This is a genomic window from Mesorhizobium sp. M0047, from assembly GCF_040323315.1.
In the GTDB taxonomy this organism is placed as follows: domain Bacteria; phylum Pseudomonadota; class Alphaproteobacteria; order Rhizobiales; family Rhizobiaceae; genus Mesorhizobium.
On record NZ_JAMYUW010000073.1, the window covers coordinates 1 to 15756 of the forward strand.

General features: G+C 63.9%; 14 protein-coding genes and 1 pseudogene. 11 read left to right on the plus strand and 4 right to left on the minus strand.

Going from position 1 to position 15756, the window contains the following annotated elements; genetic code table 11:
- From NKJ89_RS34495 to NKJ89_RS34510, 4 genes and pseudogenes are all read left to right on the plus strand, one after another.
- Positions 1 to 533 (plus strand): annotated as a pseudogene (locus NKJ89_RS34495) (hypothetical protein); the annotation flags it as partial.
- 220 nt (positions 534 to 753) lie between these two features.
- A complete protein-coding gene (rpe, locus tag NKJ89_RS34500; RefSeq protein WP_352608892.1) occupies positions 754 to 1431 on the plus strand; it encodes a ribulose-phosphate 3-epimerase in 678 nt (225 codons plus the stop codon).
- Between the two features lie 403 nt (positions 1432 to 1834).
- Entirely contained in the window at positions 1835 to 2581 is a 747-nt protein-coding gene (locus NKJ89_RS34505) for a GntR family transcriptional regulator (protein WP_352608893.1), read from the plus strand.
- Positions 2582 to 2762: 181 nt separating this feature from the next.
- Positions 2763 to 4277 carry a malonate--CoA ligase gene (locus NKJ89_RS34510; protein ID WP_352608894.1) on the plus strand — a complete coding sequence of 505 codons (1515 nt, stop codon included), beginning with the start codon at positions 2763 to 2765 and terminating at the stop codon, positions 4275 to 4277.
- 24 nt (positions 4278 to 4301) lie between these two features.
- Here NKJ89_RS34510 and nagA read toward each other — a convergent pair whose 3' ends face one another.
- The 4 genes from nagA to NKJ89_RS34530 are packed head-to-tail and all read right to left on the minus strand — an operon-like array spanning position 4302 to position 8180.
- Positions 4302 to 5474, minus strand: coding sequence for an N-acetylglucosamine-6-phosphate deacetylase (gene nagA / locus NKJ89_RS34515; protein ID WP_352608895.1), 1173 nt, complete (start codon positions 5472 to 5474; stop codon positions 4302 to 4304).
- Positions 5471 to 6523 (minus strand): SIS domain-containing protein, encoded by a 1053-nt coding sequence (locus tag NKJ89_RS34520; protein ID WP_352608896.1) that lies wholly within the window; start codon positions 6521 to 6523, stop codon positions 5471 to 5473. Before NKJ89_RS34520 ends, nagA begins: the two co-directional genes overlap by 4 nt.
- Complete coding sequence (locus NKJ89_RS34525; protein ID WP_352608897.1) at positions 6520 to 7302, minus strand: GntR family transcriptional regulator; 783 nt, start codon at positions 7300 to 7302, stop codon at positions 6520 to 6522. The genes NKJ89_RS34520 and NKJ89_RS34525 overlap by 4 nt, the downstream gene beginning before the upstream one ends.
- Entirely contained in the window at positions 7299 to 8180 is an 882-nt protein-coding gene (locus NKJ89_RS34530) for a glucosamine kinase nucleotide-binding domain-containing protein (RefSeq protein WP_352608898.1), read from the minus strand. The genes NKJ89_RS34525 and NKJ89_RS34530 overlap by 4 nt, the downstream gene beginning before the upstream one ends.
- Positions 8181 to 8378: 198 nt before the next feature.
- Between NKJ89_RS34530 and NKJ89_RS34535 the strand changes: the two genes are divergently transcribed.
- The 7 genes from NKJ89_RS34535 to NKJ89_RS34565 all read left to right on the plus strand — a co-directional run bounded on the left by NKJ89_RS34535 (position 8379) and on the right by NKJ89_RS34565 (position 15416).
- Positions 8379 to 9338, plus strand: coding sequence for an N-acetylmuramic acid 6-phosphate etherase (locus NKJ89_RS34535; protein WP_352608899.1), 960 nt, complete (start codon positions 8379 to 8381; stop codon positions 9336 to 9338).
- A gap of 2 nt (positions 9339 to 9340) precedes the next feature.
- A complete protein-coding gene (locus NKJ89_RS34540) occupies positions 9341 to 10600 on the plus strand; it encodes an ABC transporter substrate-binding protein (protein ID WP_023762459.1) in 1260 nt (419 codons plus the stop codon).
- A 241-nt stretch (positions 10601 to 10841) separates the two neighbouring features.
- The gene (locus NKJ89_RS34545; protein ID WP_352608900.1) at positions 10842 to 11771 is read left to right on the plus strand and encodes a carbohydrate ABC transporter permease; all 930 of its coding nucleotides are present in this window, start codon (positions 10842 to 10844) and stop codon (positions 11769 to 11771) included.
- Between the two features lie 227 nt (positions 11772 to 11998).
- Complete coding sequence (locus tag NKJ89_RS34550) at positions 11999 to 12838, plus strand: carbohydrate ABC transporter permease (protein ID WP_352608901.1); 840 nt, start codon at positions 11999 to 12001, stop codon at positions 12836 to 12838.
- A complete protein-coding gene (locus NKJ89_RS34555) occupies positions 12835 to 13311 on the plus strand; it encodes a DUF4304 domain-containing protein (protein WP_352608902.1) in 477 nt (158 codons plus the stop codon). The genes NKJ89_RS34550 and NKJ89_RS34555 overlap by 4 nt, the downstream gene beginning before the upstream one ends.
- Positions 13304 to 14359, plus strand: a complete 1056-nt coding sequence (locus NKJ89_RS34560; protein ID WP_352608903.1) for a Gfo/Idh/MocA family protein — start codon at positions 13304 to 13306, stop codon at positions 14357 to 14359. The genes NKJ89_RS34555 and NKJ89_RS34560 overlap by 8 nt, the downstream gene beginning before the upstream one ends.
- 58 nt (positions 14360 to 14417) lie before the next feature.
- Positions 14418 to 15416, plus strand: coding sequence for an ABC transporter ATP-binding protein (locus NKJ89_RS34565; protein ID WP_352608904.1), 999 nt, complete (start codon positions 14418 to 14420; stop codon positions 15414 to 15416).
- Positions 15417 to 15756 lie beyond the last annotated feature (340 nt).

The following is a 15756-nucleotide window of genomic DNA, read 5'->3' on the forward strand; positions in this document are numbered from 1 at the left end:
AGGTCCACAATGCCGATGGCGATTGCGTCTGCCCCAAGGGTACGGAAGTCAGGGACAACGCCTGCCGTCCGATCCGGCCGAAGCCTGAGCAGTGCACGATCCGTGGCCAGGTCCACGACGCCAACGGCGATTGCGTCTGCCCGAGGGGTACCGAAGTGCAGGGCAATGCCTGCCGGCGCAAGCAGCCTGATCTGCAGCAGTGCGACATACGCGGCCAGGTCCACAACAAGCGCGGCGAGTGTGTCTGTCCGCGTGGAACCGAAGTGATCAACGGTGCGTGCCGCAAGCCCAGCCAGGAGGTGGAATGCGCACCGGGCTCGCAGATGATCGATGGCCAGTGCCAGCCGATCATCAGGCGGCACTGCCCGGACGGCACGATCGGGCGGTATCCGAACTGCCGCCCAGTCCGCGGGCAACCGTCGCTGGAGCTCAACCCGGGCCTGCTGCTGCAGCTACTGCCAAGGCGCATGCCACAGGCCGAACAGCAGCAGGATCCGGCTCCAAACAGAATGCTGAAACTCCAGCAGCAATAACCGGCTGCTCGACGCCAGACCAGAACCCGCCGGAGCAATCCGGCGGGTTTTTCGTCAATGCTCGGGGCAAGCGTAAATTGGCTGCAACACGATCGGAGACGCCGCAACGCCACGCCAGCCCGTGCAGCGACCGCGCCTGCGCACTCGACAAGTCACCCGTGGCGCATTAGGCAGTCGATAGAGTGGCCGGACGAAAAGGGCGCTCGGAAAGGCGGCACCTGTGAGCAAAAAGACCCTGATCGCACCTTCGGTGCTGGCGTCGGATTTTTCCAAACTCGGTGATGAGGTCGAAGCGGTGGTGGCGGCCGGCGCCGACTGGATTCATCTCGATGTGATGGACGGGCATTTCGTCCCCAACATCACCTTTGGCCCGCCGGTGATCAAGGCGATCCGCGACCGCACCAAGGCCTTCTTCGACTGCCATCTGATGATTGCCCCGGCCGACCCCTACCTGGCTGCTTTTGCCGAGGCAGGCTGCGACGGCTTGACGGTGCATGCCGAGGCCGGACCACATCTCGACCGCTCGCTGCAGACCATCAGGAACCTTGGCAAGAAGGCTGGTGTGTCGCTCAATCCGGCGACGCCGGAAAGCACGGTCGAATACGTGCTCGACCGGCTCGATCTGATCCTGGTCATGACCGTCAATCCGGGCTTCGGCGGCCAGGCCTTCATTCCGGCAATCGTAGACAAGGTGAAGCGGATCAAGGCGCTGATCGGCAGCCGGCCGATCCGCATCGAGATCGACGGCGGCGTCTCGGCCGAAACCGCGCCGCTGGTCACGGCCGCCGGCGCCGACATTCTGGTGGCGGGCGCCGCCATCTTCAAGGGCGGCAGTGTCGAAGCCTACCGGCAGAACATCCAGGCGATCAGGACGGCAGCCGACAACGCAGCCGGCTAATTCGCGACGTATCCGTCTCCGATCAATCCGATATGCCGGCCAAGGGCCCGGTGCCGGGCGCCGGCTTGTGAGCGATGGTGCCGCGGCATCGGATCTGGAAGCGGAGGCGGTCTGATTCGGTGTTCGCCGCCAAACAGAACAGTTGGTCCCACGCACATACAAAAGAACAGGACGAACAGATTCTCCTGCGTGCATAGAAAACATGTCAAGTTTCCGCAGGTTGTAGGGATGCGCGAAATTACAGCATCGAGCTCTGGAAAGCCGTATATTCCTTTGTGCTTAAGTACAATAGCGTGGCCTTCTGCTTGAGCGCACAACAGCAGGTACTGTATGGTACATGTACGAAAGGGGAATGCTTTCGGACTCGAATTGCCCAAAACAAAATTGGGAACAAGGAGTCGCTTTGACATACGGAGCTGCCAATCTGAACGACGACGCTGCAGGACCCAAAAGCACCCTTGCCAGCGCGGTCTACCAGCAATTGCGCGACGACCTTCTCGGAGGTGTTCTTGAAGCCGAGAGCAAGCTGCGGGTCGAGTGGGTGGTCTCCAAATATGGGGCCGGCGCCTCTCCTGTCCGCGAAGCCCTCAATCGCCTTGCTTCGGAAGGGCTTCTCGGCCGCCACGACCAGCGCGGCTTCTTCATCATGCCGGTCAGCGCGTCGGAGCTCGAAGAGCTGACGCGCACCCGCTGCTGGCTCGAGGAGCGGGCGCTTCGCGAATCCATCGCTCACAGAACCGCCGAATGGGAAGAACAGCTCGTCCTGGCGCTGCATCGCCTGGGCCGCGCGTCACGTTTTTCGCCGCAGAATCCCGTCTCGCTCGATCCGGATTGGGAGCGGCTGCACCGCATTTTCCATAGGGTGCTGATCTCGGCCTGCCGGTCGCAATGGCTGGTGGGGTTCTGCGATCAACTTTCCGATCACGCCTATCGCTATCGGCAAATGGTTCATGACGGCGAAGGTGTCCAGCGCGACCTTTTCGGCGAGCATCGCCTGATCGCCGAACATGCGCTGGATGGCAATGCCGACGGCGCGGTCGAGGCGCTGATCAACCACTACCAACTGACCGCCGCCTTGTGCATGAAACGCTTCGAGCAGGACGAAGCCGCAAAGGCGATCGCCGGCAAGGCCGGACACGCTCGGCGATAGCGGTCGTTTTCCCCGCGGGTCCTTACGCTCACCGCTGCCATCCAGCGGCATGGCGCGGCCGGCGCGAACCCCTGTCCGCGGTCCTGACGGCGCAGCCAAGACCCGCGAACTCTTTGCGCCACGTCATGCCGTTCCGAGCGGTGTGCAAGGCCCGCCGTTCCGCCACCCCAGGGAAATCTTCATGAGCAATCATCTGTTCGATGCGTTCCGGTCCCGGATGCCGGTGCCTGGGCGCCTGCTGATGGAAACCGATGACGGCCGCTCACTCAGCTATGGCTATATGCTGGAGCGCTCGGCCCAGCTCGCGCATGCGCTCTTGCAGTTGGATGTCGAACCGGGCGACCGGGTAGCCGTTCAGGTCGAGAAGAGCTCCGAAGCGGTTCTGCTCTATCTCGCCTGTCTGCGTGCCGGCGCCGTCTTCCTGCCACTCAACACCGCCTACACGTTGACTGAGCTGGAGTATTTCTTCAGCGATGCCGAGCCACGGCTGGTCGTCTGCGATCCCGCGAGGGCAGCCGACATCGCAGCGTTGGCGGAAAAAACAGGCGCTGCCACAGTCACGCTCGGCCGCGATGGCCAGGGAACCCTCACCGATCAGGCCTCGCGGCTGCCGATGGATTTTCATGACGTGGCTCGCGGGCCGGACGATCTCGCGGCGATCCTCTACACGTCGGGAACGACCGGCCGCTCGAAAGGCGCCATGCTCAGCCACGAGAACCTCGCCTCCAACGCGCGCGTGCTGGTCGAGCACTGGCGCTTCACCGGAGAGGACGTGCTGATCCACGCGTTGCCGATCTTCCATACGCATGGCCTGTTCGTCGCCACCAATGTCATCCTGATGGCCGGCGCTTCGATGCTGTTCGAGCAGAAGTTCGATCCGGCCCGCATCGTCTCGCTGCTGCCCCGCGCCACGGTCCTGATGGGCGTGCCGACCTTCTATGTGCGCCTGCTGCAGCAGGATGGACTGGACCGCGAGGCGGCGAAAAACATCCGTGTGTTCATTTCCGGTTCGGCGCCGCTGCTGGCGGAGACGCACAGGGCCTGGCGCGAGCGCACCGGCCACGCGATTCTCGAGCGCTACGGCATGACCGAGACCAACATGAACACCTCGAACCCCTATCAGGGCGAACGGCGCGCCGGCACGGTCGGTTTCCCCTTGCCCGGCGTTACGCTTCGCATCACCGATCCCGACAGCGGCGCAGCACTTGCGCAAGGCGAGGTGGGCATGATCGAGGTGAAGGGCCCGAATGTCTTCGGCGGCTATTGGCGCATGCCGGAGAAGACCAAAGCGGAATTCCGCGCCGACGGCTTCTTCATCACCGGCGATCTCGGCCTCATCGATAGCGACGGCTATGTCCATATCGTCGGCCGCGGCAAGGACCTGATTATTTCCGGCGGCTACAACATCTATCCGAAGGAACTCGAAAGCGAGATCGACGCGCTTGACGGGGTCAGCGAAAGCGCCGTCATCGGCGTTGCCCATCCGGATTTCGGCGAAGGCGTCACCGCTGTCGTCGTGCGGGCGCCGGCATCACAGATCACCGGAGCCGAAATTCTCGGCGCCATCGGCGAACGCGTGGCGAAATACAAACACCCCAAGCGGATCATCTTCGTCGACGAACTGCCGCGCAACACCATGGGCAAGGTGCAGAAGAATCTTTTGCGCGAGACATATAAGGATCTCTACACAGCCTGAAATTGGAGCTGCGCGGCCGGTCGGTCAGCCCGGGGCGCCAACCCCAAAAACCCTGTCGCCACCGATCCAGACACCCTTCATGTCGAGTTCGTCCGACAGCGAAACGATATCCGCCGCCGTGCCGTTGGCGAAGCGGCCGAGCCGGTGCGACTGGCCGATCGCCTGCGCCGGATAGAGCGAGGCCATGCGCAAGGCTTCCGACAGGTCCAGCCCGACAACCCGGTGGACGTAGCGAACGGCCGAGATCATGTCGAGATCGGCACCCGCCAGCGTTCCGTCGGCAAGCCGCAGGCTGCCATCCCTGCGGTAGATGGTGCGGCCGTTGAGCGTGAATGAGGTCATGTCGGTGCCGATTGTCGCCATGGCGTCGCTGACCAGCACGATCCTGCCGGGACCTTGCTTCGCACGCAGCGCGATCTTGATGGTGGCGGGATCGACATGGATGCCGTCGGCGATGAGACCGGCCGACAATGTGCCGATGTCTATGGCCGCGCCTGCCAGCCCGGGCTCGCGGTTGCCGATCTGGCTCATCGCGTTGAACAGATGGGTGACCATCGAGGCGCCGGCCTTGGCAAAGGTGCTGGCCACCGCATAGCCGGTGTCGGAATGGCCAAGGCTGACGATGATTCCGGCCTTGGCGAGTGCCGCGACGCGCGCCGGCTCGACGGATTCGGGTGCTATGGTGGTGAGCAGCACCGGCAGCTTTTGCCGCGCCGCGATCAGCCTTGCCTGGTCGTCGTCCGTCATCGGCCGGATCAGCGCCGGGTCATGCGCACCCTTGCGGGCGATCGACAGATGCGGCCCTTCGAGATGCAGGCCGAGAAAACCCGGAACCTTCTGCAGCGTCGCTGCCGCGCCGGCGGCAATCGCGGCGGCGGTGATGTCGGGCGTATCAGTGATCAACGTCGGCAGCAGCGCCGTCGTGCCGAACGGCGCATGTGCCTTGCAGATGGTTTCGAGCGACGCGACATCGGGATGGTCGTTGAGCATGACGCCGCCGCCGCCATTGACCTGCACATCGACGAAACCCGGCGCCAGCACGCCACCGCCGGTCGCGACGACGCGGACATCCGCGGCAATGGCGCCCGTGGGCAGGATGGCCTCGACCAACCCGTCGCGTACGAGCAGCGCGTGGCCGTCATGCCAATCGTCGCCGTCGAAAATCCGGGCACCGGTCAGGGCAAAGCGATCGCTCATACTGTCTCCGTCACCTTGCGAAGATTGCGCGGCGTGTCCGGGTCGAGGCCGCGATGGCGGGCAAGGGACTCGACGAACATGTAGAAGGAAACGATCAGCGTCAGCGGGTCGGTCAGGGGATTGCCGGTGGCGACATGCGGCAGGCGCACGGCATGCTGGGCAAGTGCAGAGGTGACGAACACCGGCGCACCCTTGGCTGCCAAGCCGTCGGCGGCCTCGGCGACGGACGGTTCGGACGCATCGCGCGCGGCCAGCGCCAGCACCGGAAAATCGGGGCCGATCAGCGCCAGCGGGCCATGCATGACTTCGGCGGCGCTATAGGCCTCGGCATGCATGCCGCAGGTCTCCTTGAATTTCAGTGCCGCCTCGTTGGCCATCGCCGCCGATGGTCCGCGGCCGAGGATGAACAGCGATTTCTGCTTCTCGATGGTTTCGGCGAGCACGCTCATCCAGTCGCAGGCGATGGCTTTGCGGAAATGCTCCGGCAAGCGGGCAAGCGCTGCCAGCAGTGCATCGTCGCCGGTGGCATGCGCCATCAAAGCGAGACCGGCCACAGCGGAATTGATGAAGGTCTTGGTGGCCGCCACGCTGCGCTCGGGGCCGGCCAGGATATCGATGGCGTAATCCGAGGCACGCGCCAGCGGCGAATCGGCAGTGTTGGTGATGGCAATGGTCAGCGCGCCGCCGGCCCGCGCGGTTTCGGCCATGGCCACGATGTCGGGGCTCTTGCCCGACTGCGAGATCGCCAGGCAGGCCGAGCCGGCAAGCCTGAGCTTGCGCCCATAGATCGAGGCGATGGACGGTCCGACCGATGCCACCGCGAGGCCCGCGGTCAGCTCGACGGCATATTTCATGAAGGTGGCGGCATGGTCGGACGAGCCGCGCGCCACCGTGACGACAAACTGCGGGTCACGTTCGCGGATGCCGCGCCCGGCCTCGGTCAGTACCGCGCCGGAGCCCTCGAGCAGGCGGGCGACGGCTTGCGGGATCTCCTCGATCTCGCGCCGCATATAGGTCGGCTTCGTCGACTTGGTTGGCTTTGTACTCATGATCGGCCCTCTTCACTCGGCCCCGTCAGCCGCAGTTCGGCGACGAAATCATAGGCGTCGCCCCTATAGATAGAGCGGGTGAATTCGATCACCTTGCCGCTCGCCAGATAGGAAATGCGCTCGATATGCAGACCGGCGATGCCTGGCGGCACTTCGAGCAGGCGTGCGTCGCTATCGCCGAGATTGGCGGCGGAGATGCGCTGCACCGCCCGCACCGGCCGGTTGCCGGTCAACTCCAGCGTCGCATAGAGCGAAGAGCCAATATCGGCCGGATCGGGCAGCACGCTGGCCGACAGCGAGGCGCGTTCGATCGCCAGCGGCGTGTCATTGGCAATGCGCAGGCGCGCCACCCGCGCCACCAGTTCGTTCGACGACAGGCCGAGCACCATCATCTCGTCGGGCGAGGGCGCGTAAAGACCCCGGTCGAGCCAAGCCGAACGCACCGCCATGCCGCGCCGCGCCATGTCCTCTGTAAACGAGGTCAGGCGCGACAGCGACTGCTCGACGCGCTCCATGCGCGGCGCGACGAACGTGCCGGAACCATGGCGCTGGACCAGGATGCCGCCCTTGACCAGGTCCTGCACCGCCTTGCGCACGGTGACGCGCGAAATGTCGGCCTTGGTGGCGATGTCGCGCTCGGACGGCAGCGCGTCGCCTGGCCCGATCAGGCCGCGATTGACCGCATCCTCGATGCTCTTGCGAAGCTGCAGGTAGAGCGGCGCGCCGCTCTGCGCCTGATGTTTCAGCATGGCGAATATCTGGTCGGCGGCCTCCCTCATCGGGCCGCCTCCGCTGGCCTGGCGAACAGACGAACTGCCATCTGCACTGCGCCGCCCAGAGCGTCGTCGAGCGGCGGCTTCAGCAGCGCGCGGTAGCGGGCCGACAGGCGCGGCGCGTAGAGCGGAGCCAGCCCGCCAAGCAGGCACAGCGGCGCGTCGTCCGAAAGGTCGAGCGCACCGAGCGAGGCTTCGACATCGGCGACCGCCCTGTCGAGGATCCAGTTGGCGATGCTGTCGCCCTTCTCGGCATGTTCGAACACCTTGGGTGCGAAGCCGCCGAAATCGCCGGGCTTGGCATTGGTGGTGAATTCGACGACGTCCTCTGGATTGTTGCGGAAAACGGCCAGCATGCTCTGCGTCAACGGCGAACCCTCGCGAACGCCATCATAAGCAAGCAGCGTCTGCTCGAGCAGGTCGCGGCCGATGCGGGCGCCGCTGCCCTGGTCGCCGACCTGGAAACCCCAGCCGCCGATGGCGCGCGACTTGCCGTTCTTGCGCGCCATATAGGCAGTGCCGGTGCCGAGGATCGCCATGGCGCCGTCACCAGAGCCGACAGCGCCTTCCAGCGCGATCTCGGCGTCGGTCTCGACGCGGCTGATGCTGAACGGCAGGATCGCTTCGAGCTGCTGCCGGTAGGTGCCGACATTGGCGCCGGCGAGGCCAAGAATTGCCGGTGTCTGCGGGATCAGGTCCGGGTCCTGCCCGGCATCGATGAACGCCTGCCGCGCCGCTTCGACGATGTTCGACCGGGCGCCGGTCAGATCGGTGCGGATGTTGGCAGCGCCGCTTTTGGCGCGGCCAATGACGGCACCGTCCGCTGCCGCCAGGGCTGCCCGGCAGCTGGTGCCGCCGCCATCGATTCCGAGCACGAAATTCACACGATTTCTCCTCCCGGCGGATAATACCAATAAAATACCAATAGCCAAGTGTTAATTTCCGAATCAAAAAGATTAAGCCGTATTTTATTGAAAAACCACGGTATTCCGTCACTTCACCGATTTCCGACCCACGAGTTCGTTAATGCGTGTGGACAAGTGGTATTTTTTTGGTATTGTTCTGGTATTGGAGGAACCGGGATGGCCGAAACGCGCACCGAAGCGCTTCACAAAAATGCCGAGGGGCTGGATATCCAGACTCCGAACGCCATCCTTTCCTATTTGGCCGATGCGCAGATTGAAGCCGCGAAGGTGGTGCGCCATGCCATTCCTTCGATTGCCAGGGCGGCCGAAATCGTTGCCGGCAGGCTGAACGGCGGCGGCAAGCTTGCCTATGCGGCGGCCGGCAGTTCGGGCCTGATGGCGCTGGCCGATGCGCTGGAGTTGCCAGGCACCTTCGGCATCCATCGCGACCGCATCGCTATCCTGATCGCCGGCGGTGACGAGGCCTTTCGGACGCTGGCCGGCGGACCGGAAGACGACACCGAGGAGGCTGCGGCAGCGGTCGCCAAAGCCGGCATCGGCGAGGGCGACTGCCTGATCGCCATCTCCGCCAGCGGCACCACACCTTATGCAGTGCGGGCCATCGAGGACGCCCGGCTGCGGGGCGCGGCCACAATCGCTATAGCCAACAACCGGGACTCGGCCCTGCTGCGACAGGCCGAAATCGCTATCCTGCTCGAAACCCCGCCGGAGCTGATCGCCGGCTCGACGCGCATGGGCGCCGGCACGGCCCAGAAGATCGCGCTCAACATGCTGTCGACGCTGACAGCGGTCCATCTCGGCCATGTCCATGATGGTTACATGGTCAATTTGAAGGCCGACAACATCAAGCTGCGCGACCGCGCGGCACGCATCGTCGCCGCCGTCAGCGGACGCGGCACGGACGAAGCGGCCCGTCTGCTCGAGAAGAGCGGCGGCGCGGTCAAGACCGCCATTCTGCTTGCCGCCGGCGCCGACAGCGCCGACGCGGCGTTGAAGATACTGGAAAAGGCTGGCCAGAAGCTGCGGCCGGCCCTTTCTGCTATAGAGGGGAGCAAGGGGTCAAAAGCCTCTGTTCTCATCAAAACCGAACCTGAAAAAGGTCAACAGGGAGACTGAGCATGACAAGGAAACTACTGACGGCACTGCTTCTGGGCACCAGCATTCTCGGCTCGGCCGGGGTCGCTTATGCCGGCGACGTAACGCTCAACATCGAAAGCTGGCGCGGCGACGACCTTGCCATCTGGAAGGACAAGCTGATCCCGGCTTTCGAAGCCAAGAACCCGGGCATCAAAGTGGTGTTCGCACCGTCGGCGCCGACCGAATATGACGCCGCACTCGGCGCCAAGCTCGCCGCCGGCTCGGCGGGCGACCTGATCACCTGCCGCCCGTTCGACAAGTCGCTTGAACTGTTCAAGAAGGGCAACCTTGCCGATCTCTCGGCGCTGCCGGGCATGGAAAACTTCTCTCCTGTGGCCAAATCCGCCTGGCAGACAGACGACGGCAAGGTGAGCTTCTGCGTGCCGATGGCCTCGGTCATCCACGGCTTCATCTACAACAAGGATGCTTTCGACAAGCTCGGCATCAAGGTGCCGGAGACCCGCGCCGAGTTCTTCGCCGCGCTCGACAAGATCAAGGCCGACGGCACCTACATCCCGATGGCGATGGGCACCAAGGATCTCTGGGAAGCCGCGACCATGGGCTACCAGAACATCGGCCCCAACTACTGGAAGGGCGAGGACGGCCGCGCAGCGCTGATCAAGGGCGATCAGAAGTTGACCGACAAGGACTGGGTCGCGCCGTTTGAGGAATTGGCCAAGTGGAAGCCTTATCTCGGCGATGGGTTTGAAGCGCAGACCTACCCGGACAGCCAGAACCTTTTCACGCTCGGCCGCGCCGCCATCTACCCGGCCGGCTCGTGGGAAATCGGCCTGTTCAACACGCAGGCCCAGTTCAAGATGGGCGCCTTCCCGCCTCCGGTCGAGAAGGCCGGCGACACCTGCTACATCTCTGACCATACCGACATCGGCATGGGCCTGAACGCAGCTTCGAAGAACGCCGATGCGGCCAAGACATTCCTGTCCTGGGTCGCTTCGCCGGACTTCGCCACCATCTACGCCAACGCGCTGCCAGGCTTCTTCAGCCTGAACTCCGCTCCGGTGAAGATGGCAGACCCGCTGGCGCAGGAATTCGTCTCCTGGCGCGGCAAGTGCAAGTCGACGATCCGCTCGACCTATCAAATCCTGTCGCGCGGCACGCCGAATCTCGAAAACGAGACCTGGGTTGAATCGGCCAACGTCATCAACGGCACCGATACGCCGGAAGCCGCGGCCAAGAAGCTGCAGGCCGGTCTCGACAGCTGGTACAAGCCGGCCAAGTAAGAGCTCAGGCTGAGCGCTGCTTATCTCCCCCCTCAAGGGGGAGATGTCGCCGAAGGCGACAGAGGGGGTCGGTGGAGGCAGCCGCGACTTGATCGTTGCTTGAAAGCACGGTCAAATGTCGATGGCGCACTGCCTTGACCGACCCCACCCGCCTCGCTTCGCGAGGCACCCTCCCCTCGAGGGGAGAGAGGCGCCGCGCCTTTGGCGGCATTTGCCAACCTGATCGGCGGGGACCGAACTCATGGCCGCAGACATCAGACCGAAACGACCGTTCCGCTGGCACATCGGCATCTTCCTGGCGCCGGCGGTGCTCGTTTACACGGCGATCATGATCCTGCCGCTCGCCGGCACGCTGCAGCTGTCGCTGTTCCGCAACATCGAGCAGCACCAGGTTTTCGTCGGGCTGCAGAACTTCCGCGTCCTGTTTGGCGATCCCAACTGGTCGGTAGGTTTCTGGAACGCGCTCAGGAACAATACCTGGTTCTTCATCATCCACATGCTCGTGCAGAACCCGATCGGCGTCATGCTGGCCGCCATGCTGTCCAGCCCGAGACTGAGATTCGCAGCCTTCTACCGCACGGCGATCTTCGTGCCGACCATTCTGTCCTTCGTTATCGTCGGCTTCGCCTGGAAGCTGATCCTGTCTCCGCTATGGGGCGTGGCGCCACATCTGATGGACCTTTTCGGCCTGAAAAGCCTGTTCACGCCTTGGCTGGGCAAGGAGCACTATGCGCTGACCGCGCTCAGCCTGATCTCGGTCTGGCAGTTCGTCGGCATCCCGATGATGCTGATCTACGCCGCCCTGCTGTCGATCCCCGAAGAGGTGATCGAAGCCGCCGAATGCGACGGCATCACCGGCCTGTCGCAATTCTGGAAGATCAAGCTGCCGCTGATCCTGCCGTCGATCGGCATCATTTCGATCCTCACCTTCGTCGGCAATTTCAACGCCTTCGACCTGATCTACACCGCGCAAGGGGCGCTCGCCGGGCCGAACTATTCGACCGACATTCTCGGCACCTTCCTCTATCGCGCCTTCTTCGGCTTCCAGCTGCAGGTCGGCGACCCCAACATGGGCGCTGCGATCGCCACGATGATGTTCCTGATCATCCTCGGCGGCGTCTGCGTCTACCTCTTCCTCGTGCAGACGCGCCTGCGTCGCTACCAGTTCTGAGGGGGCGAGATGTCGAGCTTGAACACCCCCCTCTGGCCTGCCGGCCATCTCCCCCGCAAGGGGGGAGATCAGATGTCACTTCGGCCTTCGCCAATCGTCAGCGTTGCAAGATGTGCGGTAAGGCCAACGCCGCCAATCTCCCCCCTTGCGGGGGAGATGCCCGGCAGGGCAGAGGGGGGTGCCTGGGCGCCGCTCTTAGAAATTGCAGCTCGTCAGGAGACGCTCCAATGAGCACCGCCACCCGTTCCGCGCCCCGCACCATCGGCGCCCACGCGATCCTGCTGACCTACACGGTGATCGCGCTGTTTCCGGTGATCCTGGTCATCATGAACTCGTTCAAGTCCCGCGCGGGCATCTTCGGCGCGCCGCTGACTCCGCCTACGCCCGGGACGTTCGACCTGATCGGCTACACGACCGTGATCGGCCAAGGCGACTTCATTCACTATTTCCAGAACAGCCTCGTCGTCACCGTCGCGTCGTTGTTCTTCGTGCTGCTGTTCGGCGCCATGGCGGCGTTTGCGCTGTCGGAATACCGCTTTCGCGGCAATTCGCTGATGGGGCTCTATCTGGCTCTCGGCATCATGATCCCGATCCGCCTCGGCACCGTCGCCATCCTGCAATTGATGGTGGCAAGCGGGCTGGTCAACACGCTGACGGCGCTGATCCTGGTCTACACCGCTCAAGGCCTGCCGCTCGCCATCTTCATCCTGTCGGAATTTATGAAGCAGGTCTCCGACGATTTGAAGAATGCCGGCCGCATCGACGGCCTGTCCGAATACACCATCTTCTTCCGCCTGGTGCTGCCGCTGGTCAGGCCATCGATGGCAACCGTCGCCGTCTTCACCATGATCCCGATCTGGAACGACCTGTGGTTCCCGCTGATCCTGGCGCCGTCCGAAGAGACCAAGACGGTGACGCTCGGCGCGCAATTGTTCCTTGGCCAGTTCGTCACCAACTGGAACGCCATCCTGGCCGCACTGTCGCTGGCGATCATGCCGGTGCTGATCCTCTACGTCATCTTCTCGCGGCAGCTGATCCGCGGCATCACGTCTGGAGCCGTCAAGTGAGCGAGGGTCGAGACATTATCGTCCAGAGCCTTGCCGAGACAGCGAGCCGCTATGGCTTTCGGGGCGTCCGCGCCACGAATTTCTACAGGGAGTGGCCGGAGACGATCTGCTTGCTGAACCTTCAGAAGTCGTCCTGGGGGCCGCAATTCTATGTCAATTCCGCTGTCTGGTTTAAGCGACTCGGGCCGGAACGCCGGCCGAAGGAATACAACTGTCACGTCCGTTGGCGCGTTGATTCCCAGATGGAAGACAACCAGTCGAAGGCGTTCACCCAGGCGCTCAATCTTGAGTACCCACTGCCCGACGATCATAGGCTGCCGCTTATCAAGGGCGGCATAGAGACTTACGGCTTTGGGCTATTGGCGCGTTGCGAAAACGAACTGACTTCTCTGCAGGTCGCAGATGAATGCGAGCCACATGTGATGGTGGCTCTCAAAGCCCGCCTGCAAGAAAAGGCAGATTGCAATGGCTGAACCCCTGCGCGTTGTTGTCGCCGGCCTCGGCAATATGGGCCGCAGCCATGCGCTGGCCTATCACACCAATCCGGGCTTTCAGATCGCAGCACTCATCAACCGTTCCGACGTGCCGTTGCCGGGAGGGCTGTCCGGCTACGGCATCAGGCGTTCCTTCGATGATGCCCTGCGTGACGAAAAGCCCGATGTCGCCTGCATCGCCACCTATTCCGACAGCCATGCCGACTATGCGGTGAGGGCGTTGGAGGCCGGTTGCCATGTCTTCGTCGAAAAGCCGCTGGCGACGACCGTGGCCGATGCCGAGCGCGTCGTCGCGGCGGCCAAGGCCAATGGCAAGAAACTGGTGATCGGCTACATCCTGCGCCACCATCCGTCCTGGATCAGGCTGATCGCCGAAGCGCGGAAACTGGGCGGCCCCTACGTGTTCCGCATGAACCTCAACCAGCAATCCTCGGGGTCCACCTGGGAGACGCACAAGCAGTTGATGCAGACGACCTCTCCGATCGTCGACTGCGGCGTCCACTATCTCGACGTCATGCTGCAGATCACCGACGCCAGGCCGGTCGAGGTGCGCGGCATGGGCGTGCGGCTGACCGAGGAGGTCGCGCCCTCCATGTACAATTACGGCCATTTGCAGGTGCTGTTCGATGATGGCTCGGTCGGCTGGTACGAGGCCGGTTGGGGTCCGATGATTTCGGAAACGGCCTTCTTCGTGAAGGACGTGATTTCGCCGAAGGGCTGCGTGTCGATCGTGATGAAGGAAGGTGTGAAGTCGGATGACATCGACACTCACACCAAGACATCGACTATCCGCCTGCACAGCGCCGCGACCGGACCGGACGGCAAATTCGCCAGGCCGGACGAATTGGTGTCGATGGCAGGCGAACCCGGCCACCAAGACCTCTGCGACCTTGAACAGGCCTTCGTGCTGAAGGCGATCCGCGAGGACCTGGATCTGACCAAACATATGGACGACGCGGTCAAGTCGCTCGCCGTCTGCCTTGCCGCCGACGAGAGCGTGCGCAGCGGAAAGGCGGTGCGATTGTGACCGCAGAATTGCCGTCAGGGGTTGCATTCGCGCCCACATTCCAATCCGGAGGATCGCCGTGGGCTCGCTGAACATCGAGAATGTGAAGAAGGCCTTCGGGCCGGTCGAGGTGCTGAAGGGCATCAACCTCGAAGTGAATGATGGCGAGTTCGTCGTCTTCGTCGGTCCGTCCGGCTGCGGCAAGTCGACCTTGCTCAGGGTCATCGCCGGACTGGAGGACTCGACGTCGGGCCGCGTGGTCATCGACGGCGCGGACGTCTCCGCCACGCCGCCGGCCAAGCGCGGCATCGCCATGGTGTTCCAGACCTACGCGCTCTATCCGCATCTGACGGTAAAGAACAATATGGGCCTCGGCCTTAAGCAGGCCGGCACGCCGGCGGCCGAGATTGATCGCCGCATCGGCATCGCCTCGTCGATGCTGTCGCTGGAGCCCTATCTCGAGAGGCGGCCGGCGGAACTCTCCGGTGGTCAGCGCCAGCGCGTCGCCATCGGTCGGGCCGTGGTGCGCGAGCCGAAGCTGTTCCTGTTCGACGAGCCTCTGTCTAACCTCGATGCCGCGCTGCGCGTCAACACGCGGCTGGAGATCGCGCAGCTGCACCGCCGGTTGAAGGCGACGATGATCTACGTCACCCACGACCAGGTCGAGGCGATGACGCTGGCCGACAAGATCGTCGTGCTCAATGCCGGCAGGATCGAGCAGATCGGCGGCCCGATGGAGCTCTACAATTCGCCGGCAAATGAGTTCGTCGCCGGCTTCATAGGCTCGCCGAAGATGAACTTCGTCGACGGCGCGAGGCTCGGAGAAACCGCCAAGACCATCGGCGTGCGGCCGGAACACCTGACCGTCGATCCGAAGGCGGGCGCATGGAAGGGAACGGTCGTCCATGCCGAGCATCTCGGCGCCGACACCAATCTCTATCTCGACTGCGAGAAGGCCGGGCTGATCACCGTGCGCATTTTCGGCGTCTATGATGCAGAGCCAGGCGCGACGCTCTACGCGACGCCGGATCCGGCCAAGACCTATCGGTTTGGCGCGGATGGGAAGACGATCAAGTAAATATGCCGGCGCTTCTCCCCTCCTCTCCCTCCGGAGGGGGGAGAGGTGGCTCGGCGAAGCCGAGACGGAGTGGGGGAAGCCATTCGCCAAACGCGCGCTGACAGCACAACCCCGAACAAGAAAACTCAAGTGGAAGCATTGCTTCGATGAAAAGGTCGACCCCCACTCCGGGGGGGGGGGGGGGGGGCCGCGGGGCGGGGGGGGGGGGGGGGGGGGGGGGGGGCCGGGGGGGGGGGGGGGGGGGGGGGGGGGGGGGGGGGGGGGGGGGTTGGGGGGGTGGGGGGGGGGGGGCGCCGCGGCCCGGGGGCGCGCGGGGGGGGGGGGGGGGGGGGGGGGGAGG